The sequence below is a fragment of the Ruegeria sp. CDSC002 genome (assembly GCF_059610905.1).
Map to the genome: position 1 here is coordinate 46,883 of NZ_JBXWOM010000015.1, position 23,280 is coordinate 70,162.

At 52.7% G+C, this 23,280-nt stretch carries 20 protein-coding genes; 11 read left to right on the top strand and 9 right to left on the bottom strand.

Annotated elements, in window-relative coordinates:
• The first annotated feature begins 152 nt into the window (after positions 1 to 152).
• Complete coding sequence (locus AC2FJE_RS21395) at positions 153 to 1,778, top strand: L,D-transpeptidase family protein (RefSeq protein WP_496758163.1); 1,626 nt, start codon at positions 153 to 155, stop codon at positions 1,776 to 1,778.
• Positions 1,779 to 1,890: 112 nt separating this feature from the next.
• Complete coding sequence (locus AC2FJE_RS21400; protein WP_496758160.1) at positions 1,891 to 4,635, top strand: AsmA family protein; 2,745 nt, start codon at positions 1,891 to 1,893, stop codon at positions 4,633 to 4,635.
• An 11-nt stretch (positions 4,636 to 4,646) separates the two neighbouring features.
• On the opposite strand, the gene AC2FJE_RS21405 is transcribed toward AC2FJE_RS21400, so the two are convergent.
• The 7 genes from AC2FJE_RS21405 to AC2FJE_RS21435 form a co-directional block, all read right to left on the bottom strand.
• Positions 4,647 to 5,147: a hypothetical protein gene (locus AC2FJE_RS21405; protein WP_496758158.1), complete on the bottom strand. Its 501-nt coding sequence runs from the start codon at positions 5,145 to 5,147 to the stop codon at positions 4,647 to 4,649.
• Between the two features lie 124 nt (positions 5,148 to 5,271).
• Positions 5,272 to 6,864, bottom strand: coding sequence for a mechanosensitive ion channel family protein (locus AC2FJE_RS21410; RefSeq protein ID WP_496761473.1), 1,593 nt, complete (start codon positions 6,862 to 6,864; stop codon positions 5,272 to 5,274).
• A gap of 17 nt (positions 6,865 to 6,881) precedes the next feature.
• Positions 6,882 to 8,204 (bottom strand): mechanosensitive ion channel family protein, encoded by a 1,323-nt coding sequence (locus AC2FJE_RS21415; RefSeq protein ID WP_496758156.1) that lies wholly within the window; start codon positions 8,202 to 8,204, stop codon positions 6,882 to 6,884.
• 151 nt (positions 8,205 to 8,355) lie between these two features.
• Complete coding sequence (locus AC2FJE_RS21420; RefSeq protein WP_058271383.1) at positions 8,356 to 9,579, bottom strand: carbohydrate porin; 1,224 nt, start codon at positions 9,577 to 9,579, stop codon at positions 8,356 to 8,358.
• Positions 9,580 to 9,641: 62 nt separating this feature from the next.
• A complete protein-coding gene (locus tag AC2FJE_RS21425; protein ID WP_496758154.1) occupies positions 9,642 to 10,043 on the bottom strand; it encodes a hypothetical protein in 402 nt (133 codons plus the stop codon).
• Between the two features lie 71 nt (positions 10,044 to 10,114).
• On the bottom strand, positions 10,115 to 11,506 hold the full coding sequence (locus AC2FJE_RS21430) for a metal-dependent hydrolase family protein (protein ID WP_496686360.1): 1,392 nt from the start codon (positions 11,504 to 11,506) through the stop codon (positions 10,115 to 10,117).
• Positions 11,507 to 11,568: 62 nt separating this feature from the next.
• Complete coding sequence (locus AC2FJE_RS21435; protein ID WP_282022546.1) at positions 11,569 to 12,960, bottom strand: metal-dependent hydrolase family protein; 1,392 nt, start codon at positions 12,958 to 12,960, stop codon at positions 11,569 to 11,571.
• A gap of 180 nt (positions 12,961 to 13,140) precedes the next feature.
• Between AC2FJE_RS21435 and AC2FJE_RS21440 the strand changes: the two genes are divergently transcribed.
• Positions 13,141 to 14,166, top strand: a complete 1,026-nt coding sequence (locus tag AC2FJE_RS21440) for a helix-turn-helix domain-containing protein (protein WP_496686363.1) — start codon at positions 13,141 to 13,143, stop codon at positions 14,164 to 14,166.
• Complete coding sequence (locus AC2FJE_RS21445) at positions 14,115 to 14,534, top strand: DoxX family protein (protein WP_282022544.1); 420 nt, start codon at positions 14,115 to 14,117, stop codon at positions 14,532 to 14,534. The genes AC2FJE_RS21440 and AC2FJE_RS21445 overlap by 52 nt, the downstream gene beginning before the upstream one ends.
• Positions 14,535 to 14,978: 444 nt before the next feature.
• Here the strand turns inward: AC2FJE_RS21445 and AC2FJE_RS21450 are convergent, their stop codons facing one another.
• On the bottom strand, positions 14,979 to 15,851 hold the full coding sequence (locus AC2FJE_RS21450) for a bile acid:sodium symporter family protein (protein WP_496758613.1): 873 nt from the start codon (positions 15,849 to 15,851) through the stop codon (positions 14,979 to 14,981).
• Between the two features lie 194 nt (positions 15,852 to 16,045).
• Between AC2FJE_RS21450 and AC2FJE_RS21455 the strand changes: the two genes are divergently transcribed.
• The 4 genes from AC2FJE_RS21455 (at position 16,046) to AC2FJE_RS21470 (ending at position 19,325) form a co-directional block, all read left to right on the top strand.
• Positions 16,046 to 17,056: an AraC family transcriptional regulator gene (locus tag AC2FJE_RS21455; protein ID WP_496758611.1), complete on the top strand. Its 1,011-nt coding sequence runs from the start codon at positions 16,046 to 16,048 to the stop codon at positions 17,054 to 17,056.
• 161 nt (positions 17,057 to 17,217) lie between these two features.
• Positions 17,218 to 18,084, top strand: a complete 867-nt coding sequence (locus AC2FJE_RS21460) for a cysteine hydrolase family protein (RefSeq protein ID WP_058282012.1) — start codon at positions 17,218 to 17,220, stop codon at positions 18,082 to 18,084.
• Between the two features lie 48 nt (positions 18,085 to 18,132).
• The gene (locus AC2FJE_RS21465; protein ID WP_142639615.1) at positions 18,133 to 18,618 is read left to right on the top strand and encodes a YHS domain-containing (seleno)protein; all 486 of its coding nucleotides are present in this window, start codon (positions 18,133 to 18,135) and stop codon (positions 18,616 to 18,618) included.
• A gap of 137 nt (positions 18,619 to 18,755) precedes the next feature.
• A complete protein-coding gene (locus AC2FJE_RS21470) occupies positions 18,756 to 19,325 on the top strand; it encodes a carboxymuconolactone decarboxylase family protein (protein WP_142639617.1) in 570 nt (189 codons plus the stop codon).
• A gap of 19 nt (positions 19,326 to 19,344) precedes the next feature.
• Here the strand turns inward: AC2FJE_RS21470 and AC2FJE_RS21475 are convergent, their stop codons facing one another.
• Positions 19,345 to 20,310: a LysR family transcriptional regulator gene (locus AC2FJE_RS21475; protein WP_246097326.1), complete on the bottom strand. Its 966-nt coding sequence runs from the start codon at positions 20,308 to 20,310 to the stop codon at positions 19,345 to 19,347.
• An 82-nt stretch (positions 20,311 to 20,392) separates the two neighbouring features.
• Between AC2FJE_RS21475 and AC2FJE_RS21480 the strand changes: the two genes are divergently transcribed.
• From AC2FJE_RS21480 to AC2FJE_RS21490, 3 genes are read left to right on the top strand one after another with little or no spacing between them, the layout of a single operon-like run.
• The gene (locus tag AC2FJE_RS21480; RefSeq protein ID WP_281995598.1) at positions 20,393 to 21,019 is read left to right on the top strand and encodes a pyridoxamine 5'-phosphate oxidase family protein; all 627 of its coding nucleotides are present in this window, start codon (positions 20,393 to 20,395) and stop codon (positions 21,017 to 21,019) included.
• Between the two features lie 60 nt (positions 21,020 to 21,079).
• The gene (locus tag AC2FJE_RS21485) at positions 21,080 to 22,060 is read left to right on the top strand and encodes an alpha/beta fold hydrolase (protein WP_281995597.1); all 981 of its coding nucleotides are present in this window, start codon (positions 21,080 to 21,082) and stop codon (positions 22,058 to 22,060) included.
• A 54-nt stretch (positions 22,061 to 22,114) separates the two neighbouring features.
• Positions 22,115 to 23,026, top strand: a complete 912-nt coding sequence (locus AC2FJE_RS21490) for a PhzF family phenazine biosynthesis protein (protein WP_496758607.1) — start codon at positions 22,115 to 22,117, stop codon at positions 23,024 to 23,026.
• Positions 23,027 to 23,280 lie beyond the last annotated feature (254 nt).

Consider the following 23,280-nt stretch of genomic DNA (forward strand, 5'->3'; position numbering starts at 1 on the left):
TTCAGCGTCAATCCCCTGCATATACACACAGCACTCAAACCCTCCAATCAAATGGCCATACTAAAATCATAAATTACGATTTGATTATACATTATGTATGAGTATCCTCCCACATAGAGACAGCATATAGCGCGAAGCCGCAGGAGGTATTGGTGGGTCACGTTAAGTCGTTAGTCGCGATTTCGCTAACTGCATTGGTAACAATATTCCCCAACCCAAGTGTCGCAAACGAGATATCAGAGCAGATTGCTTCTCTACTCGGTGCCAAGTTGGACGTGAGTAGCACGCTACCTGACAGAAAGAGCTTGGATGCTGAAATCCTAGTGCCGCGTTTCTACGAAGAGAGGGGCTTCACTCCTGCGTGGACACGCGATGCATTGGCAGACGAACTCTTGGAGGAGTTGGATGGCGCTATAGAACAGGGCTTCAGACCGGAAGATTTTGACTTAGCGGAGCTTCAAGCCGCATTTAAGGCCGCCCAAACTGGCGATGTTTCTAATCAAGCATTGTTCGATATTCTGGCAACGGACGCTGCGGTGAAACTGGTTCATCATTTGGTGTTTGGGAAAGTCGACCCAAATGCACTGGACGACGATTGGAACTTCTCAAAACCGGTAATTCAACAAGACCCAGCCGTTGTCCTAAATCAGTTTCTTCAAGGTGAAGGTTTTAGCGCGTTAATCGAGCGCATCGATATCGACAATGCGCAGTATATGATGCTTGTCGAAGCACTGAGTAAGTATAGGGCCATTGCTTTACAGGGCGGTTGGACCAATGTTTCGGATGAAACCGTTCTTAAACCAGAGATGGTGGACCCTGCCGTCGCTGAGCTGCGTGTAAGGCTGGCGACAGAAGGCTACGTTGAAACAAGCAGATCTTCTGAAGATGGCGAAAACGGCATAAATCCAGCTTGGGTTTACGACGATAAATTGTTGAAATTAGTCAAATCTTTTCAGAGTCGGCATGGATTAGAAGCCGATGGGGTCATTGGCGGTAAGACGTTCGCATCGCTAAACAAACCGGTGGAAGATCGCATTAACAAGCTGCGTCTCAGCTTGGAACGTGGCCGCTGGCTTATGCGGGAAGTCGACGACGAATTCGTGCTGGTGAACATTGCAGGAGCCCGCACATATTTGGTCACATCGGATGGCACGCTTTGGACCACTAGATCAATCACAGGGTCAGCCTATCGAAAGACCCCAGTGTTCCGAGACGAAATCAAGTACATTGAATTCAATCCCACCTGGACCGTTCCCGCCTCGATTTTTCGTAAAGACAAACTTTCGCGCATCCGCAAGGATCCAGCCTATCTGACACGCAACAATTATGTCGTTCGGAACAAGGATGGCCAGACAATCCCAGCAAACGCTGTAAACTGGGGGGCGAAGAACCCCGGCGTGACCCTGGTTCAGCAGCCGGGCCCAGACAATGCGCTGGGTTTGGTTAAGTTCATGTTTCCAAACAAATACGCTGTATACTTGCACGACACAAACGACAAAACCCTTTTTGACCGAAACGAGAGAAATCTCAGTTCCGGCTGCGTTCGCCTTGAGTATCCGTTCGAGTTCGCGAGCCTTCTGATGGAGGGAGAGCCAGATTGGAGCCGACAGAAGATGCAGTCTATTTTGGATAGCGGAAAGACAACGCGCGTTGATCTACCTGAGCCAATGCCGGTTCTTTTGACATACTGGACAGCGTGGGTCGAAGACGGGGTCGTTCATTTCCGCGAGGACCCATACGAGCGGGATGCTCGTATCCTGGCGGCTTTGGACCGATGAGCACGAAATGCGCGGCGCGCGCGAACCGAATTATGTGCCCATCTAGTCCAGCAGATTGGCGAACGCCGAATTGAAGATAGACAAAACGGCGTAGGCGACGACAGGGGGATGCATGAGGACTTGGCTGTTTAGATCAATTGGGATTGTCGTACTACTTGTGTTTGCAACAATCGGATTTGTTTGGTTGCTACTTGCTGCGCCGCTATTCTCGGAGATGCGACGTGACCTAGTCGAAAAAGTCCTTTCTGAACAAATCGGACAACCGATTGTAGTCAACGACGATGTAAGTGTCGCGCTTGGACGCATTACCCGCATTTACGTCGGTGGTGTGATTATCCCGAGCCAAACAATGCCGGAAACATCTCTTGCAGAATTGAACCTTCTGGAACTGGAATTGGATGTTGCCGCTTTGGCCAATCGACGTCTGCACTTTGACAACCTCGTCGTTGACGGTCTCCAGGCGAATTTCCTTACAGCTGCTGACGGCACTACAAGTTGGCGAAAAGGCCGACCGACGCCAAAACCTGAACCCGTAAACGCCACGGAAGAGGACAATCAAGAGGCTATAGCTGAGACAGGCGGGTCCAATGAGGGCGACCCAGAAGGTAGCGGGATCCTCTCATTCCTGAGCGACAAGAATGTAACTTTCACATCCATTGGGTTGAACATTGATGATCAAACCTCTGGCTTTTCGTTCGTGTTTGACCTCCAGTCTCTCGCTCTGGAACAGGTAGACAAAGGGCAAAGAACAAAAGTCTCGGGGACAGGCTCCGTCAACGGCCAAAGTTTCGAAATCGAGGGTGACTATCCTCATAGTGCACCGTTTACGACGCGCGCCAATTTTGGCGAAATGACGGTGAGCTATGACGGCGAACCGTTTTCGGAAAACGAGGGAGGCGGCTATCGTGCTGTCTTGCAGATGGACACTGGTGAATTCGGTGACTTTCTTGAAGTCATTGGGCTGGAGCGAGTTCTGGAAGGGAATGGCCAGTTGCAAGCAGAGCTTGTTTCTCAGGATGCTCTGAAAATCGAGACCTTTACGACCACCGTAAACCTTGAGGACGGACAGCAACTTACTGCTGAAGGATCGATAGAAGACCTCTACACAGCTCGGGGCGTTGATCTGTTATTCGACGCGCGGCTATATCCTGAGGGGCAGCCGCCGAACGCAGCAAAGAGTTTCCAGGAGCTGAAGTTCACAGCCTTTGAAATGCACATGGTGGGATCCCTTGCGTCTTTCGAGTTCGAGAAGCTTCTGTTCCAAACTAACGCATTTGACCAAGGCCTGGACGTGATCGGGCCAGCCTCTATTGAACGCATTCGCCGCATGCCTGATGGTCGGCTTGCGATGCTGGGCATCGCCTTACAGGCTGGACCCGTCGAGGACCCAATTCTAAAGGCCGACGGCGAAATTCTCGACCTGCTTCAGCTTCAGGACGTGACCTTCGATGGCACACTCAACGGGCCGGCCAAGTTGATTTTGCCAAATATGGATGAAGATTTTGTCAATCAGCTCGGTGGCATAAATGCCGACTTCAGCTTGTCCAATGAAGGAGGGCCTGTTTCGCTCAACAGGTTTAATGCAACCACCTATGGCACAGATCTTTGGGCGCTTGACCTCGCGCTATCGGTCAGCGAATTGAAAGGGCTGTCAGGCCTTGATTTTGACGTGGAACTGGATGTCAGCGACGGAGCTAGTTTTCTGACTGCGCTCAAATTGCAACCTGTCGAGATTGGCGCACTTGCCGTCGATGCAGTGACGTCGAAGCAGGGCGAGGACTTCACCGCCTCAATCGAGTTTGAAGCCGGTTCGTCACACCTTCTGGCCGCTTTGGATGCAAAATTTCCCGAGGGCGCTTCTGTAATTCGCGGAAACGTTGCGAGTAAAAGGCTCGATTTGAACGATCTAAAAAACCTGACCACCACTTTGGACCAGCTTAAAAGCTTGGTAGGCGACGCTTCAAAAGATCCTGAAGCCGACGTACAGCCCTTGGTTCTACCGAAGGAAACCAACGTACAGCCCCTGGTTTTACCAAAGGAGAAAGGAAAGCCAGCCGATCTTCTGGATGTGCAGCGCGTACTGAGAGAGGCTGACGTCGAGGTACAAATCGACTTTAAGAAGATTGTTGGCCAACAAGGCGTAACTTCTGTTTCCAGCCAATTGTCTGCAAAAGAAGGGACCGTAGATTTTGGGCCGCTCCAATTGGCATATGGCGGTGGAAACTTCAGCCTACGGGCAGTGATGGATCTGATTGACTCACCTGATTGGCTCTCCTTGTCGGGGTCAACCTCAGGATGGGAATTCGGAGAGATTCTCGATGAACTGGGTATCGGGATAGATGCATATGGGCGATTGAGTGGTGAGTTCAACGTTTCAGGCAGCACTGCGTCTGGCAATGCGTTTGTGAATTCCATGCGCGGCACTGCTTCTTTATCGATGTCACAAGGCTATGTCAGCACCAGCCTTCTGGAGTTGGCAGGGCTTGGTATTTTCCCATGGCTGTTTTCAGAGGAACTCCGTCAAGGTTACACGGACATAACATGCGTTGTGGCACCAATTAGCATCGAAGCCGGCCGGGTAAGCTCAGACTCCATCGTGGTTGAAACGGGTTCTGTTCAATTGGTGGCCAAGGGCCAAGTGGATTGGGTCAAAGATACTATTGCGATCAGGGCAGAACCTCGTCGAGTTGGCAAACCGCTATCCCGTAGCGCGTGGCCGTTTGACGTGACTGGCCAACTTTCGTCACCGAAGTTCAAGTTGGATGTAGGTGGATCCAGAAACAAGGCTCCGGAAGGTGCTGATGCGATGCCAGCAGACAGGCAACCGTGCGTGCCAGACATGAATCAGCTTCAATAGTCGGTCACGACCTAGTTCTTTAGTGGTTCAGGCTGTTCTGCCTGGCATGCCAAAACGGCCTCGATGGCTTTTGAGGACCCACTTAGATCAAGTTCTACTTCGGCTCCACTTTCACCAATAATCGTGACGCTTTGGCGCTTGCCGAATTCGGTTACAAACGCAGGGTTGTCGAAAAAGGCGTAACCCCCGGGGACGCCATTTTTAAAAACACCTATGGCTTCGCCTTCAAACTTTGCGTCACCAAAATCGAAGTTCACGATGCCGGTTGATCCGTCCTCAATCTGAACCCAGGCCGGATTGTAGGCGGCAAAGAAACCGCCAGCCTGATTGGGTGCGACGCCAATTTCAACTGTCATGTCGTCTTCGAAGGGCTTCCACGCGAGGCAGCCATTTCCTTTCTCGGGGTCGATCAAAATTTTCCAGTCGCCGGACTCACCCCACGGCTCCATACCAGCGGCAACAGCGCCACTCGCGAGAAGCGTTACTATTGCGGTAAATGTCCAATTGATCATCTGGAACCCCAAAACGTTCTGAAAACTATTGCATTAATCCTACCCATAGCTCTGGATCAATCAAACTAATCCGACAACCTGCAAGGGCGGGGTTTTGTGGACCCAGAGTGGGCTTGGTATTCTTTTACTCCGCTATATGAGCAAGCTTTCCATCCCATTCCTCAGTGGGAATCTTAGGACTTTGCGGGTCAGCCATGTAGGACGGTGTCATAATTTGCGTACTGTTCTCGTTGAACACTTCCACGATGTTTTGGTGTAGATCAGACAGAATCTTAGGCAAACTCGATCCCCGAGACGTGTACGCGTTGATTTCGTAATTGATGGCATAGTCAGCCAACTGTGTCCAAAGTACAAAAGGCTCCGGGTTTTTCTTCAAACCCTGTGTGCGATGAGCCGCCTCTATCAACATTGCCGTGATTTTTTTTGGCGGCTCCTCGTACCCGATCCCGACCGTTGTGTGAACGAGAAGGCCTCGACCATCGACTTTGCGCGAATAATTCACGACTTCTGAGTTCAACAACTGAGCGTTTGGAATACTGATCATTTCGTTTTTGATGGATTTGATAAGTGTTTCCATAAGCTTGATTTCGGTTACGTCCCCTATCTTGTCGCCAACCATTATTCGATCACCAACATTCGTGCTGCGCCGATAGATGACAAACAGACCTGCCATCATGTTCGATACAACTGTGTTAGATCCCAACGAGACCATGATACCGGCAAGAATTGTCAGGCCTTGAAACGCCCGGGAACCTGAGCCCGGAATGTATGGGTAGGCGAACACCAGTGCGATCACAATGATCAAAGCCCTGAACAGCATGTTCGTTGGCGCGATCCAGTGCGCCTCGAAATCTTTGATTTCGAATGCACCGTTCTCCAGGTTGTCAAAGAACAGATCGAGGCCGCGGATCGCAAATCGACATAAGGCTGCAATAATCACCAGCATGATCAGGTTTGGGATGTACCCAACGACAGCCAGCACAACGTTTATCAATGGCTCACTGACGTACTTTAGAAGAACTTGAGCGATGGCCTGAGTTTCCGCGAAAGACAGCAAAACCAAGGACAGGTAGTAATAAAGAAAAAACAGAAACAGCACCCACATCAAAGCATGAATTGAATAAACGATGATAGACGCGATTGCCCTGCTTCGTAGGATTGACTTTGTAGCTTCCTCGACGCTTTCCGCTCTCTTTTCCAAGTTGTTTCTGACGTAGCCCAGAAACTTCTTCCGTTTGGCAAAGAAGAAGTATGACACCAGTGCAAACAACGCCGTCCAAGCGACAGCGGCCAAGGCGCTGTCAACGCGGCCTTCGCTGGATCGCGCTTCCCGGTACTTTAAAATGGCATTTTCGATGGCCTCTGCTTGCAGCCCGGCCAGAACTTCAATGTCCATCTGTTCGTGGTCGGCGTCAGCCTGAGTGGTAATAGTGACCATATGGCCGTCGACGCGTACGAGTTGTCCAAATTCAGCCCGGGAGATTTGGATGTCGACCGTTTTGCTCTCTGATCTATCCGCGACTTGAGCAATTCTTTCTTCAATCTTTGCGGCCCTGTCCGTTGCGGGCAATGCGCTGGATCCGCGGACGACAAAAAGCTCATCCCCGTCGACAATGACCGGTGCTATGAATTCGGGATCTTCTCGCTCTTGCTGCGGCAGCAGTATTTCTTCTGACTGGGCCGAGGCTACACTGCAAAGAAGCAGAAAGGACATCATCCATATTACTAATGCTCTCATGTCTTTACTCCTTCCACTGGGATCAGGTGAACATCGCGCTGCGGGAACGGTATTGATATTCCCTCTTGGTCAAACCGCTCCTTGGCTTGTCCTGTGAGGTCCCAATAGACAGTCCAATAGTCGTCAGACTTGGACCACGGTCGACAAAAGATATTGACTGAATTGTCGCCAAGTTCACCAACAAATATTTCTGGATCAGGCGACTTCAGGCATAGTTCATGTCTTGCGACCAATTCCTTCAGAACATCGATTGCGTGAGCAGCGTTGTCTGAATACGCGATCCCAAAAACCAGATCGACGCGACGCTCATCAGATGCGCTGACATTTGTGATTACGTCACCCCAGATCTTACTATTCGGCACAATGATGATCTGGTTGTCGAAGGTTCGGATTTTTGTCGAAACGACCGACATCTCGTCAACAAAACCAGATGACCCGCCAACCTGAATATAGTCTCCGGTATCGAATGGCTTCAAAACCATGATCATCAGACCGCTGGCGAGATTGCCTAGCGTTTCCTGAAGCGCAAAGCCAAGAATGAAAGACAAACCACCAAATATTGCAAACAAAGGAGTGACGTTCACACCGAACAAGGCAAGTACAACCAGAATGCCGAGAATAAAGACCGCCCAAAACACTGCGGTCGCAATGAATTTCTTAAGCATCCGCGATATTGTTGGTATCTTTTCAAGACCGCGCTCAGTTAAACGACGCACCATTTTGGCTACAAACATCATAACCCAAACAGCAGCCAAAACACCCAACCCAGCCAATAGAAGACCAGCACCTCCCTCCCAGGAAACCAACCATTGGAGAGCGTTGTGAAATAAAGTCTGTAAATCCGTTGTTTTAAGCACGCCAGTTTTGAGCGCTAAAAGATAATCGGTATGCGGTTTCAGGTCTTCTTCGGCGGCACCCTTTAGGGCCCATTCGTTCAAGACCAGTGTGTAATTATCCAAAATTACAGTGCCAGTGTCGTTTATCAAAGAAAGCTGTGATCTCAGGTCATCTTCTTGCGCTTCGTTTCCGTCCTGAAGGCTAAGATTGATACGGGCAATTTCTTCAAGTTGGTTGCGAACATGGTCTTGCCAGGCAACAGCAATTTCTGAAAGCTCATCAGTCGTCAGCGGAACAAGCAGTATCTCCAGGTCACCGGCAGAAATTGATTTGTCGGCAACCTGAGTTAAGAGATCTTCTTGCTGTACCTCAGCAGGTTCCTGTTCACTCGCCGCGTTCTGTGCATACGCTGGAACAGCGTTTGACGTCGAAACCGCCGCAGCAAAGAGCAAAACAACCAAACCGTAAATGTATCGCGCCATGACACTAAAGCTCCCACATAAAGACTGAAGAGATCATAAGGAGACCGAAAAGGTCTGCCATTAAAAATAGTTGGGGGCGACCCACTCACTTGCCGCCCCCGCCCGTTCCGGCCAAAATGAAGCCCGAACGGAAACTGCTACCCGGCATTCATCAAAGATTGACCCTCAGTCTCAGTCCCAAGACCAGCGGGTCGTTCGAGTTTGATCCGGGATTTTTCAGGTATTGCACGTCTGCCGTCAGTGCCAGATTGTCGGCCAAGTCCAAACGGTAGAAAGCTTCAAGTGTCGTTTGATTGGGCAATCCTGGTGTCGTCAGGTCGGCAACAGTGGCCGCTATGCCAAGGAGATCATCATAGGGGCCAGGTCGCCACATCAAGCCTGCGTTGACTGCACGCTTGGCCAACGCACCGCCGCCATTGGACCATCCCAGCCGTCCGAAGATCATCAGTTGGTTGTCGAATGTATGGTTGGCAGAAAGTGTGGCTCCATATGTTTCCGGTACGCCAACTTGTTGGCGCGCATCCGTGTGAAACATCCCCAGATGAACGTTTGTCAGAAATCGTTTTGATTTTTCGGGCGTCCAGCCGATCTCGGCGTATTTGTAGAATTCGCTACCCCCGGAAAACCACTCAATGTCTGTGAGAGACCCATTGGCATCGCTGACCACCCCTAACGCATAAATTTGATCCGTCAGGTAGCCGCCGACCGTGACACCAAAACCGGGATCGGGGATTGGCAGCACCGGGCTAAACAGGATTGAATAGTTCGAAAAGGTCGTCCTTGGGTTCACGTAACCCAGAATGTCAGAGTAGTCGCCCGGATCGATCCGACCCGCCACCACTCCTCCTCGTCCGTTTGCGAAGGCTTGTTGCCAGTAAGCTACCGACAAGGTCGTGTTCGTGTCCCCAAACGTGACCGCAGTTGCCCCTTGATATCCAATTTGCGCAGGCAGTGCTGAGGGTGCAATGGACTGGCCCAACCGGTGTCGGTTCTCCAGAATAAAGACAAGGCTACCCGGGTTTTCACCACCCCGGTTTGCCAATTCCCACGTCCCAATCATCCTGAGCTGACCGGATGCAGATTCGTCCTGCCCGGTCAGGCTGTGAGAACTGCGTTGGTATAGCGCTTGGTAATCAAAGCTGAGCGCCAATCCGGTGTTTTCCCGAAATCGACCCAAAGCGGTTTCGGTTGGATCAATGGCACGGTCCAAACCGGGCCAACGCGAATCTTCCAGCCGGCGCAACCTGTCTTGCTCCTGCTGCGCGCTGGCTGATCCCGGACCACCCAACGATACCTGGGCTGCGGCCTCCAGTTTCGCCTGAGCAGAATTTTCCTGGGCATCAGCAGCACCGCCAAATAGTGCAAAGGCGCTCAATAAGGCAGCGGCAAGGGTCGGTCGTGGTGGAAGATACGATCTCTGGTGCGACAAGCCTCCAATCACTTTACGTCATCCACAGCTTTGATTTCGGGAACACGTTCCAGCGCCACAGCCATGTCGGCGCTGCTCATCAATTCGATCATCTGGTAGTCATCCAACAAGCCGTCGCCGAGGCGGCTGACATAGAAGGCCTGGATAAAGCTTGGATCGTCTGGCAGTGAAACGGTGATGTAGTTCTTCCCGTTTCCAAGCCCCCAGTAATAGCTCAAAAGCTCTCCGCCGAGCGCTTCGACCCCGCCTTTCACCGAGGCTGCGCGATCCCCCGGATTGGCGATCTGCATTTCCCAAGCGGTGCTATTGGACGTGCCAATGAACAAAAACGTACGCATGCTTTCGGCGTCTTCAGCAGCGGCAATTGAACCACAGATCGCCATAAAGACGCCAAGGCTGAGATGTTTCACAGTCTTTCCTTTCAGGGAAGGTTTCTTGGCTGAAGTGTGGGGTTATCAAAGATAGACCACCCCACTTTCCTTTATTCCAGCGTATTCTTGTAGAATTTGCCGTCCTTCATGATGACACGGATGGTGTCGAAACCTTCTTCACGCGGTTCCGCGTCAAACCATTTCGGTTGGGCCCCCAAGACAGAAAGATCTTCCAGCGGGTTGCCATCGACGATCAGGATATCGGCGTAGGCTCCTTCTTGGATCACCCCCAACTGCTCCGGATAAGGATTACGTTGGCCAGTCAGCTGCGCCAGTTCGCCCGCGGTCGACGTAGCGGAGACCAGCATGGCATGATTGCCGAACCAATCAGCAAACTGGTACTTTTCGAAATCGCGATGGGCACGGCCCTGATCGAGCGTTGACAGTACTGTATCAACGTTGTGCACGACCTTGGGTTTGTATTTCTTGACAAGCGCGATGAGATCCTTGCTTTGGTCATGTGCAACCGCAAGCTTGATGCCTGCTGGCGTACCCGGTGCAAAGTTCGGGTGCTCAAACAGGATCGGTGAGAACCCGGCGGTGTTGAGGGACCAGAATATCCCTTCATCAGCCATTCGTTTCACGGTTTCTTCTGTGACCATCTGGCCGTGTTCAATGACCTTGACGCCCGCATCCAGTGCCATTTGGACAGTTTCGTCCGTGTAGGCATGCGTGAAAGCATAAGTGTCAAAAAAAGCCGCAACGTCGACCGCTGCCTTTATTTCTTCCACGCTGTATCCAACGGACCAAAGCGGGTCCAATTCCGAGGAAACTCCGCCGCCGACGGTTAGCTTGATTTGCGTGGCCCCATAGCTGAGGTTCCGGCGCGCGGCCGTTCTGATTTCGTCTACGCCGTCTGCAACGACCGCGAGATTGAGTTCTTCCACCTGTGCGACGGGGCCACCTTCAGCCCGGGCACGAGGGCTGCGCCAGTCCGTGTGACCAGATTGTGGACCGATGCACGCACCGCTCGGGTAGATCCGTGGCCCGACAAGAATATCCTGATCGATCAACTTTTTCATCGCATCGCCTTGGCCACAGGCATCGCGAACCGTTGTGTACCCATCCATAAGGTAATCACGCGCGTTTGCGACTGCCATCGCGCCGACGCCGTCCCAATTCGCATATTCCGCGCCGCCAAAGCTTGTGAACAGACCGGTTAGGTTCAGGTGAACGTGGCTGTCGATCAGCCCCGGCATCAATGTGCGACCACCTCCATCCACAACCGTCGCGCCAGGGGCGTCGATGGCCTCGGTGGACACTTCTTTGATCAAGTTGCCTTCAACCAAAACGCTGGCGTTCTCGATCCGCGCCTCATTTACTCCGTCAAAGACATGGACGTTGGTGAACAGGGTTTGTGGCAGGGTGTCCTGCGCAAACGCGGCAGTGGCCGTGAAAAAAACCAGGCTCGCGACGGCACCCGTCTTTGTCGAAATATTCATGTCCTTCTCTCCCTTAAAATTTAGTGCGCGGGGTGCCGAGGTAAGTTCACCCCACGCGACACTCAGTCGAGTGTGTTCTTGTAGATCACGCCATCCTTCATGATGATCTTCAGATTGGTGTCGGGATCGGATAGCAGCAGGATGTCCTCCAGCGGGTTCCCGTCGACCAATAGAAGATCGGCGTATGCACCCACTTCGACCACACCCAGCGGGCCGTCCTGATAAGGATTGTTCAAACCAGTAAGACGGTTCATGCGTGCGCCGTTTGAAGTTGCGATGCGCAATATGTCGAAGGGTGTGAAATTCGCTTCAAGCAGGTATTTGAACTCGTCGCTCATCTTCTTGTCCTGCTCTAGCGTTTGGTCCCAGTTGTTGATGAGGTCAGTGCCCAGGGTATAGAGGTCGATCATGCCTGGCGTGGTTTGAATTACTTCAATCATGTTGGCCGCGGCATCCCGCACCGTCTTCCACTTCGCAAACGACGCTGGTGTGTAAAATGCTTCGGCCTGCTCGGTGGAGACCGAGTAGACCGGAGCCACGGCGGTCGCAAACATGATCTGTTTTTGAACCATGACCTCGGCCACTTCCGGAGTCAGAAACGGGATGTGTTCGACGGTCTTCGCGCCATTGTCGATACAGTTTCGGATCGCCTGTTCAGTGAACACATGGCAGGTCACATATGTGCCCCACTGTTCGGCGGTTTTGACTGCCATCTGGATTTCATCGGCTTGGTACTGAAGCGAATGCAGGGGGTCGAACTCGGACGTAACACCGCCGCTGACCATAATTTTGATCTGGGTTGCCCCGCGGCGCAGGTTCTCGCGTACGGCCATCCGGATCTGATCCGGCCCATCGGCTATAAAGCTCATTTCACTTTCGACCCAATGTGATGGTCCTTGCCCAGACAGTGTGGGATGCCGGTCGTTTAGTTTACGGAAGTCCGCGTGCCCGGATGTCTGGGTGATGAAGGCTTCAGAGGAGTAAATGCGCGGCCCGGGAAACATGCCGGAATCTATAATGCGAGCGATGGATTTTGCTGGTCCGCCTAGGTCCCGGACAGTGGTGAACCCATTCATCAGGATGCGCTCAGACCGAATTGTCGCGACGCCGCCAAGATGAAAGGGTGTGATATTCTGGCGCAAACCATCGCTGAGAGGGTTGAACACGGTAAGATGCACGTGTTGATCATGCATTCCGGGCATCAGTGTGCGCCCACCGCCCTCGATGATTTGCGCATTGGCAACGACAAGCGGCTCAGTCGAAACCTCGGCGATCAGGTTATCGACGACCAAAACGTTTGCGTTCTCGATCCGCGCCTCGTTCACCCCGTCAAAGACATGAACATTTGTGAAAAGGACCGGGAAACTTTCTTCCTGTGAAGCGGCATGAGTTGGAAATAGATAGCTCGCAGCCAGTACTGCGGGCACAAGTATGCGCATCAGACATCCGTTCATCAGGGCTCCTATCATCAAGAATCGTAAAAGGAGCAATTAGGAGTCATTATAGAATTCGAATAACTTGATGCCTGACAGATTACCGGTTCGAGAAAAATAGTTTTGGAAAATTGCAAGGTTTCATAATTTTATTGTGGGAATTTCCTACACTCGGGAATATTGCGAATTTCTGGAGAAGAGATGACAAGAAGACTTGGTAATAACACGGATCAGTCGCTGCCACTCGTCAGGGCTTCAGTTGCGGGTCCGGTTGTCGCAGCGCTTCGCAGCGTGGGGGTAGAACCCGCGTTTGTTCTTGATCCTCTGGGGTTGAACGAAGCGCAGGTAATGGACCCGAAGAATTTCCTACGCCACGATACCGTCTACCAGATCTATCAGGCCGTGGCAGAAGCCACTTCACCGGATTTTTGCGCACGGGTCGGGCAATCCGTCGATCTTGTCAAATTTCTCCCGCTTGGCGATATGCTGGCAGAAGCCCTTACATTGGGAGACTTTTTTACCAGGTTCACACAAGCGGTTTCCAAAGAATCCAATGCCGTTACGCAATCCCTCTTTGTCGAAGGAGAGCACGCGTATTTCAGTGCCAAAAGGAACTTCCAAATTTCGGTTTCTCCCAGCCAAACCGATGCGTTTCTGACGAGTATTTGGATATCCCTGTTGCACCGTGTCCTGGATTTCAGGTGGGACCCCAACCAGGTCATTCTTCGCGTCAGTGACCCGGATGCGCTGCCCGGTCAGTTTCACGGCGTTCGGGCTATCAAGTGCAATCCTCAAGGTTTTTCGATCAGGTTTCCCTCCAGCTGGTTAAATTACAGATTACGACCAGAGGCACTGGAGAACCCGCCAGACTACAGGGTTATGGATGAGGATCTGGCCGCCCCGCAGGATTTCCTTGCGGGACTGGAAGGCCTGATCAGGGTCCATCTTGCGGATTCAGGATTTGGTGTGGATGAGCTTGCGGACCTTTGCGGTTTTCATCAGGAAACACTGAACAACCGGCTGAAACCTTACGGTCAAACGTCATCCCAAGTGATCGCGCGCATTAAGCAGGAAGAAGCCGAACGCCTGCTAGCAAAAGACAATAAATCCGTTGGCGAGACAGCGCAAAGGCTTGGCTATGCCGACCCAACCGCCTTCTCCAGAGCATTTCGTAAATGGACGGGCGTATCTCCGGCAGCCTACAAGAAATCAAACCGGAAGGACTAGCATTGCTCCTGAACATCGCCATCGGTCTTCTATCTGCATTTTTTCTCTTTGCTTCATCCATTAAGATTTTTGGGTGGCAAAAGAAGGTCTTTGAAATCCAGTTGGGCATGTTCGAAAGCTACGGCCTCAACAGGCAGATCATGTTCCTCGTCGGATGCGGGGAACTTTTCGGGGCAATTGCCATCTGGTTTCAATCGTCGTGGATCGGGCCGCTGGGAGCACTTGCGTTGCTCTGCACATCTGTCGGAGCGATATTCTGCCATCTAGTGTTCGATACCTGGAAGCAGGGTATACCGGCGACGATAACAGGGACACTTGCGGCTCTTGTTTTGAACGCTGGGTATTCAAAGCTTCTAAACATACTGTAGCAACGGCCACCCGACCGATACCAGGAAATCCCAGGACAGCGATGGAACGTCCATAACGGACCTTTATTCTCGACTTTGCAAAGTCCGCTTTCTGCGCATTTCTGTCATTGGGGCATCGATCAGCATCGGTCAAAGTGGGCTCGATGCGGCCATTCTCCGCGGCTTGCATGTTTGGCAGGTCCAGCCCAATCCGGACACTTAATCCAAGACTTTGCAATTCCGACTTGCGGACAAAACTGACCTTGGCGTCTACACCTTCGCTGACGCAGGATCCACCGCACTGGCAACAACAGCTCTTCCCTTCAACAGGGAAAATCGCCAAAGCGGCCGTTCCACAACGGGCTTTGGAGCTCCTTGGTCGCTCTTTGACCAGACGGCGCTCTGGCATGGAAACAAAGGGGCTTGGCTCAGCGCATAACCAAAGCTAGCGAATAGGCGTCAGGATCATGAAATTGGGCTTCTTCGCGCAAGGAGGGCGAAGACAGGCAACATTGTTACGATCCAGACCACGCTATAAATTGCGGATGGTATGGCATATTCGCTTAACCCATTGGTGTTAGGCAACAGCAAAGTAGCAATTGCGATTCCCAAAGCTCCGTTTTGAACGCCGGTCTCAATTGAAATCGTCTTCGCCTCGATGTCTGTGCATCCGAGCATCCCTGAACTCATGATGCCAATAAACGTGAGTGACGCACCTACAACAAAAAGTGCGGGTCCAAGCCTAAGGTAGTTATCCGCGACCACCACCCAGTTTGAAATGATAGCGCCTCCGATGACCATCGCAAAAAGTAGCATAGAGACCTTGCTAAAGATTGGTTCGACCGCAGCTACAATTCGCGGCGCCAAGGATCGCGCGATCACCCCGGCTAGGATCGGTGAAGCTGTTAAAAAAAACATTGCTAAAGCCGTCGAAGAAATGTCGATAGCGGGCGCAGTTGCCCCCATGAACATCTGCATCGAAAACCCTAGGATGAGCGGTACGGTAACGACACAAGTCAGACTGAAGACTGCTGTAAGAGTAACGGACAAAGCGACATCCCAATTCGAAAGCTTGGTCACGATGTTACTGATCACCCCGCCCGGACAGGCCGCTAAAATCATGATGCCAACGGCTGCCTCAGCGGAAATCCCAAAGATATAAGTCACCATCAAAGCGATGCAAGGCAGCAAAATGATCTGGTTGAGAGCGCCGACGCAAAAGGCCCGTGGACGTCGTCCGATGCGTTGAAAGTCAGCCGCTGTGAGTCCGAGGCCAAGGCAGAACATGATGACAACAACTGCGAGCGGCAGCAGCACAGATATGAAAATTTCGCCCATCTACCATGACCTCTATGGCTGCATGCTTCCGCACGCTTTCGGACGATACCGTTCAGAAAACCTGATGACGAGTGTTATCAGTTTGGCGCATTTATCCTCAAGCGCCCGAAGATCGAGGCTGTCTCTATTTATTATACCTATCACAGGGTTGGACGATCTGGCGTGAAAGAGCTTTCCAGTGCTAATCTCACTGTATGGCAAGTGTAACTTACGCATTCGCCCGCGCGATGGCCAACGCCGCCGGGATGACGCTAAACGACGATGGCGCCCTGATTTCGAATGGCGCTGTCGTGCTGCGTCTACCAGAAGCTCAAGACGGCCAATTGGCGGATGATGCGTATTTCGATCTGATCGATTGGATTCGTACGCAACTAGCGGACGAGGCCGCGTTGGTTGAGGCCTATGCGAACGCGATTGCGACCGATGATCTCGGCGTCCTTGGCCTAGCCGTAAAGACAGCTCCGACCTTGCGGCAATCTTTGCAACGGATCGAGCGTTATTTTCGTCTCGTAACGGACACCGCAGTTTACAGACTTGATGAAACCGGCGATCCGGTCCTTTGGATTTTTGAGGGACAAACATCACATCGCGCTGCCTTGGAGCTGCGCAACGAATGCGCGCTTGCGGCCTTTGCGAGGAACATGCATCGGTTTGTGGGTGATGGGTTGTCGCTCGCATATGTCACGTTTCAGCATCCATGCAGACAAGAACCAGAGCGTTACGCCGAATATTTCGGGTGCCCGGTTCGATTTGGGAGCGCCCACAACGCCATTGCTATGCGCCCTGCTATGCTGGAAAGCGAAAATCGTCTTGGCGATCCGGGCTTGTCAGATTTCATGACGAAGCACCTGGATGAGGAGTTCAACTCTCGCGATGACGACACCTCACTGAGCCAAGCAATTGTCCACCGGCTTACACCGGCCCTGAGTAACGGCGCGCCGCAAGCAGCGCATGTCGCACAAGAGATGGGAATGAGCGAGCGCACGCTTTACCGCAGGTTGGCCGAGGAAGGGCTGACCTATCGCGACGTTCTTGGTCAGGCACAAGTTGCACTTGCTCGTGACCTGCTCCGTGACGGTAAGGCTTCCATAGCCGAGATCGCCTTTATGACCGGGTTTTCGGAACAGAGCACGTTCAGCCGCGCCTTCAAGCGCTGGGTTGGCCAGGCTCCGGCACGATTCAGGCAGCAAGCGACCTCCGACTAGGCACACACCTCAAGACCACATGGCAGGTTCGGCCAAAACCTTGGCAGGGCGGGCCGATACCTCAATCGATGTGGTGCATAACTTCTTCTTTGTCAGATCCACCTGGGGCGCTGCCGAGTAAAGCAAACCCATTTGCCCCTCTCAGACAAAGGAAATTTGCAATGAGCAATCATGACCACAAACATGGAGCAAGCTGCGCTTGCGACGTCACGCCCGAACGCGTTGATATGGCGCGCCGGCGACTCTTGCAACAAGCCGCCGGTGCGGCCGCGGCAGGTACAACAATAGTGGCTGGCGGGCAGGCCCTTGCCGCGACCGACGAAGCACGCGCCTACTATGCTGACCCGGAAAATCCAGGCCTTCCCCAAATCGACATGACCATCGAGCCGGGGCGTACTGCGCTTGTGGTGACCGACCCCCAGATTGATTTTTTGTCAGAGGACGGTGTGACGTGGGGCGTCGTTGGCGAAAGCGTGACCGAACAGGGCACGGTCGACAATATCGAACGGCTTTTCATTGCCGCCAAGGCTGCGGGGATGCCGGTCTTCATCTCGCCCCACTATTACTACCCACATGACCACAAATGGGAGTTCGAGGGCACTCTGGAAGCGACGATGCACAGCATCGGCATGTTTGACCGCCTGGGACCGCTCAATTTGGACAACTTCGAGGGCTCAGGTGCCGACTGGATGCCGCAATACAAGAAGTACATCGAGGATGGCGAAACCATCATTTGCTCGCCACACAAGGTTTACAGCCCTGCTCAGAATGACCTGAACCTGCAATTGCGTAAACGCAAGATCGACAAGGTGATCCTCGCGGGGATGTCGGCGAACCTGTGTACGCAGGCGCATCTCTACGAGCTGCTGGAGCTCGGCTACGAAGTCGCTGTCGTTCGCGATGCCACAGCCGGGGCCAAGGTGCCTGAAGGTGACGGGTATCTCGCCGCCATCATCAACTTCCGCATGGTCGCCAACGGCGTCTGGTGGACCGACGACGCGGTTGAGCGCATTGGCCAATCGGCCTGACCCAAATCGATCTTCAAATTTGATCCTAGCATCCTGAAAGGACATATCATGACACGCATCTTTACATTTCCCACGCTTACAACAGCGTTGACTCTCGCCCTGGCGGCGGCGGCATTGGCTGACGATGAATACAACGTTTCGAACAGTCTTACCTTGACTGGGCAGCCCCTCGGCATGCATGGCGTCGATCCTGTATCGATGTTTGAAGCCGAAATACCCGAAATGGGCAACGCCACTTTTACATCGGCCCATGATGGAGTGGACTACTATTTTGCGTCGCAGGCAGCGAAAGCCACATTCGAGGCGGATCCGACGGCACATCTGCCTCAATTCGGCGGGTTCTGCGCCTTTGGCGTCTATGTAGGCAAGAAGCTTGATGGCGATGTTCGGTATGCCGATATCGTGGACGACAAGCTCTATCTCTTTGTGAATGAAGAAATCTTCAAGAAGTACCTTGAGGACAAAGAGACCGTGATCCAAGGCGCCCATGCCAAGTGGGCAGACATCCACCACACGCCTGTCGGCAGCCTTTGATCGAGGAATTTGGTGGCTTTTGCCGGTCGGAGCCACCGCTGCCTCTCCCCTCCCCAAAAGGCCGGCATTTCTCCAAGACACCCTGTCCGCAATGACAATTCGCGTGTGTCGAAAACTCTTCCCAAAGGAAACCAGACATGACTGATTTTGAGACATATACAATCGCCTCAGCCCCTGATGCCGCGAAACCAATTCTGGAAGCATCGCTGAAAGGATATGGTTTTGTACCCAACCTTTATGCGGCCATGGCCGAAGCGCCCGCAATTTTGGAAGGCTATACGACACTTTCCAGCATCTTTGGAAAGACCAGCCTGTCAGAGACTGAGCGCCAGATCATCCTTATGACTAACAACCGGTTGAACGGGTGCAAGTACTGCATGGCCGCCCATACCACTCTTTCACAGATGGCCGGTGTCCCCGAAGACGTGATCGCAGCGTTACGCGATGGCAGCCCTATCGCCGACCCCAAATTGGAAGCACTGCGCAAATTCGCCATCGTGATCAACGAAAGCCGAGGCTGGCCCAGCGACGCACAAGTCGAAGCGTTTCTGACGGCTGGTTACACACGCCGATCTATGCTGGAAGTCATCCTCGGCACAGCGTTGAAAACCCTGTCGAACTATACGAACCATGTGGCGGAAACCGCGTTGGATGATGCCTTTGTGCCAAATGCATGGATCGCCTCGGTCGCGGCAGTGGCTGAATAGCGCGACGCCCGCCCATTTGTTAATCTTGCTTTTGGACCTGTGTTTGATTCCCGACAAGAAGGGGATCTGATTTTAGACGTCCGACAGCAAAGTCAACAAAGGTGCGCACCTTCGCAGACACGGTTCGTCCCTCTTGATGCACAAGATGGATGGGGACTTCGGGTGGTTCATACGACTTTAGAACAGTCTTGAGCCGCCCATCTGCAATGTAGGGTGCGACTTGATAGGACAGAAGCCGCCCGACACCATGACCTTGCAAGGCCAACTCGATCACAGCGTCATTTGTGTTCATGCTGATGCGTGGGCTCATGCGTTTGGTGACAGTCTTTCTGCCCCGTTGAAAATGCCATTGGGCCGATGCATTCAAGGCAGTTGAATTAATGATTGCATGGCAGGATAAATCATCGGGCGTATCTGGTTCGCCATATTGGTCAAGATATTTACGGGAAGCAAACGCGACCTGCCTCACCGTACCACACCTGACAGCCATCAAACTGGAATCAGCGAGGTTGCCAATTCTGATCCCGACGTCGAGACCCTCATCAATCAGATTGACCACTCGGTCCACATAGAGCGTGCGCGCTGAGAGCTTTGGATACAGATCCAGAAATTCGCCCAAAATTGGAGTGACGAACATACGGCCAAACAGGACTGATGCAGTAACACTAATTTCCCCGGTCGGTTCGGCATAGGAACCGACAGCGGCGCGCTCGGCCTCTTCAAGGTCAGCCAGAATACGTCTGGCATCCTCAAAAAACCTTTGCCCGCTATCAGTCAGCATCACTGAGCGCGTTGTGCGTACAAAAAGACGTAGCCCGAGGCTGTCCTCAAGCATAGAAACCATTCGGGTCACTGTCGGTGGTGACATGTTGAGGTCGCGGGCCGCAGCAGCGAAACCTTTTAGTTCGGCGACCTTCACAAAGACTTTTAACGCGTGAAATCTGTCCAAGATATTATTCCATATTTTTGAATAATATATTGCCAAGTATCCAAATTCCGCAACTTGAAAGCTCCAATTAACTTCACCTCAGTCCCAGGGCATCGCCCAGGCCGAGATGGAGAATTCAATGGCACGACCCTTTGCAGAGATCAGCTTCACGCCCTCCGTTCGCGAAACGCAGGCCAAAAACGGGTCAGCTAACGGCTACGCGAAGTTTCTGGACGGCACGCGTCAGGAGGACTCAATCAGCCCGGTCGAGGCCAGGTTCATCGGGCAAAGAGACGGCTTCTATCAGGCAACAGTCTCGGAAACCGGCTGGCCCTATGTACAATTTCGCGGTGGACCAGCGGGTTTTCTGAAAGTGTTGGATGAACGGACACTTGCCTACGCCGATTTCCTCGGCAACCGGCAATATCTCAGCACTGGGAATCTGCTGGGCAATGACCGAATCTCGCTGATCCTGATGGATTATCCCAATCAGCGACGCCTCAAGATCTGGGGTCGGGCGAAACTCATTGATGCCAATGCCGATCCGGCGCTGATGCAACGCCTGAGTGAGCCGGGCTATCGCGCTCATCCTGAGCGGGCGATTGTGATCAAGCTTGAGGCGATGGACTGGAACTGCCCGCAGCACATCCCCCAACGCCTGACCCTTGAAGAATTTGAAGATTACCTCGTCCCGCTTCGCACTGAGCTGGAAGCACTGAAAGCTCGAAACGCAAGGCTCGAAGAGGCACTGGGTCAGCAAAACTGACCGATATCAAGCCCCGCGCGTTCAAGCACGCACGCCGTAACCTGAAGAAAGGAAACATCCATGTCGCGCAATCTGAAATCCGTCCTGAGCGCCAGCATTCTCGCACTTTCCATTGCTGCGCCATTTACACCGGCGCCAGCAATCGCCGCAGAGACTGGAATTGAAGCTACGCAGGCTGTCAGCTTCCGCACGGAAGAAATCGGCGACATCGCTATCGCCTATCGTGAAGCAGGAGATCCAAACAGACCTACTGTCCTGCTGCTTCACGGCTTTCCGACCTCATCACATATGTTCCGCAACCTTATCCCTGAACTGGCCAAGCACTACCACGTGATCGCACCCGATTTTCCCGGATTTGGAGCGTCGGAGATGCCAAAGGCCGAAGGCTTCGAGTATTCCTTCGCGAATATCTCCGAAATGATGACATCGCTGCTCGACCGGAAGGGAGTCGAACAGTACTCGGTCTATTTGATGGACTATGGTGCCCCGGTTGGTTTCCGAATGTTTGCGGAACAGCCCGAGCGGGTAACCGGCTTCATCATTCAAAACGGGAATGCTTACGAGGAAGGGCTGCGCGAGTTCTGGGATCCAATCAAAGCCTATTGGGCCGAGCCATCGCAAGAGAACGGCGACCAGCTTCGTGGATTCCTCACTCTTGATGCAACCAAATGGCAGTTCACCCACGGCGTTAAAAAACCGGAACTGATCAGTCCCGACAATTATTGGCATGTCCAATACCTGCTCGACCGCGAAGGTAATCAAGAGGTGCAACTTGAACTCTTCCTAGACTACGGCACCAATGTTGCCGAGTACCCAAAATGGCAAGCGCTGTTTCGGAAGCATCAACCCCCGGCGCTGCTGATGTGGGGTAAGAATGATCACATCTTTCCGGTCGAAGGCGCCTATCCCTATGAACGCGATCTGAATGATCTCGAGTTTCATCTGCTCGATACGGGTCACTTCGCGCTGGAAGAATATGGGCCCGAGATTGCGGCGCAAATGACCGCCTTTCTGAACCGCATCACCGCCGCCAGCAACTGACGTAAAACTGGCCGCACCATGCTCAAAGGTGCGGCCGACGCATGGAGAAAACTAATGAATACGCAAGCAAATACTGTCAGACAGGTAACGGTTGAAATCGTACACGGCTTTGTCGACGGTGGCGCCGGTGGAAATCCCGCAGGCGTCGTCCTGGATGCTGATGAATTGGGCGAACAGGATATGCAAACCGTCGCGGCAAGGGTTGGATTGTCCGAAACGGCCTTTGTGTCGCAGTCCAAGACAGAGGGCTTCAAACTGGATTTCTTCACACCGAACAGGCGCATCGCTCATTGCGGTCATGCAACAATTGCCGCCTTCTCTCACCTTGACGCGCTGGGCCGGATTCCCAATCCCAACACCTCGAAGGAGACAGTTGATGGGCCAAGGCGCATACTAATGAAAGAGGGTGCCGCCTATATGGAACAGCTGGCCCCAAATTACGCGATACCAGAGGAATGGGTGGAAAAAGGTGTAAGCATCGACGATGTACTGAACTCCCTTGGGATCAACAGACATCATCTTGATCAGGAAATATCACCGGTTTTAGTCAATACCGGTAACAGTTTCATTGTCATCGGCCTCGCTGATGCCGATGGTCTTGCCAATGTGAAACCAGATTTTGCCAAAATCACGCAAATCAGCGAACGACTGGATTTGATCGGCTACTACGTCTTCACAAGAGACCCATCGGTGACCGACCGAGACGCTACAACCCGCATGTTTGCGCCCCGATACGCGATTGAGGAAGAAGCCGCGACGGGGATGGCTGCGGGGCCCTTAGCATGTGTATTGCACGACTTTGTCGTTTCATCTCAACGATCATTTCAAATCGAACAAGGGGTGTTTATGAACCCGGCGAGTCCGAGCCTGATAAAAGTCGATCTGGAAATCGACAATAGAACAATCTCCGGCCTCTTGGCAGGTGGTTTCGGCAAGGTCATGTGCTCGCGTCGAATTAGTTTCTAGCGTTGCGCTCGCGGCGAATGGCTGGCTTGGCGGGCTGCACCGCAGCAACGACGCCCATCGGGCCACGTCCGAATTGGGCCGTCCGCTGAATTTTGCAAAGTCCGGATTCCTGCGCATCGCTGACCTTAAGCAATAGCACCCGCTTATCTTGTAGCCTACAGCCGCCATCTGAGAAAACTACGGCGGAAGTCCGCATTCCGCTCTTGACGTAGATCATTCTTGTCCACTTTGGGTTGGAAGCGGCAAACTTCAAG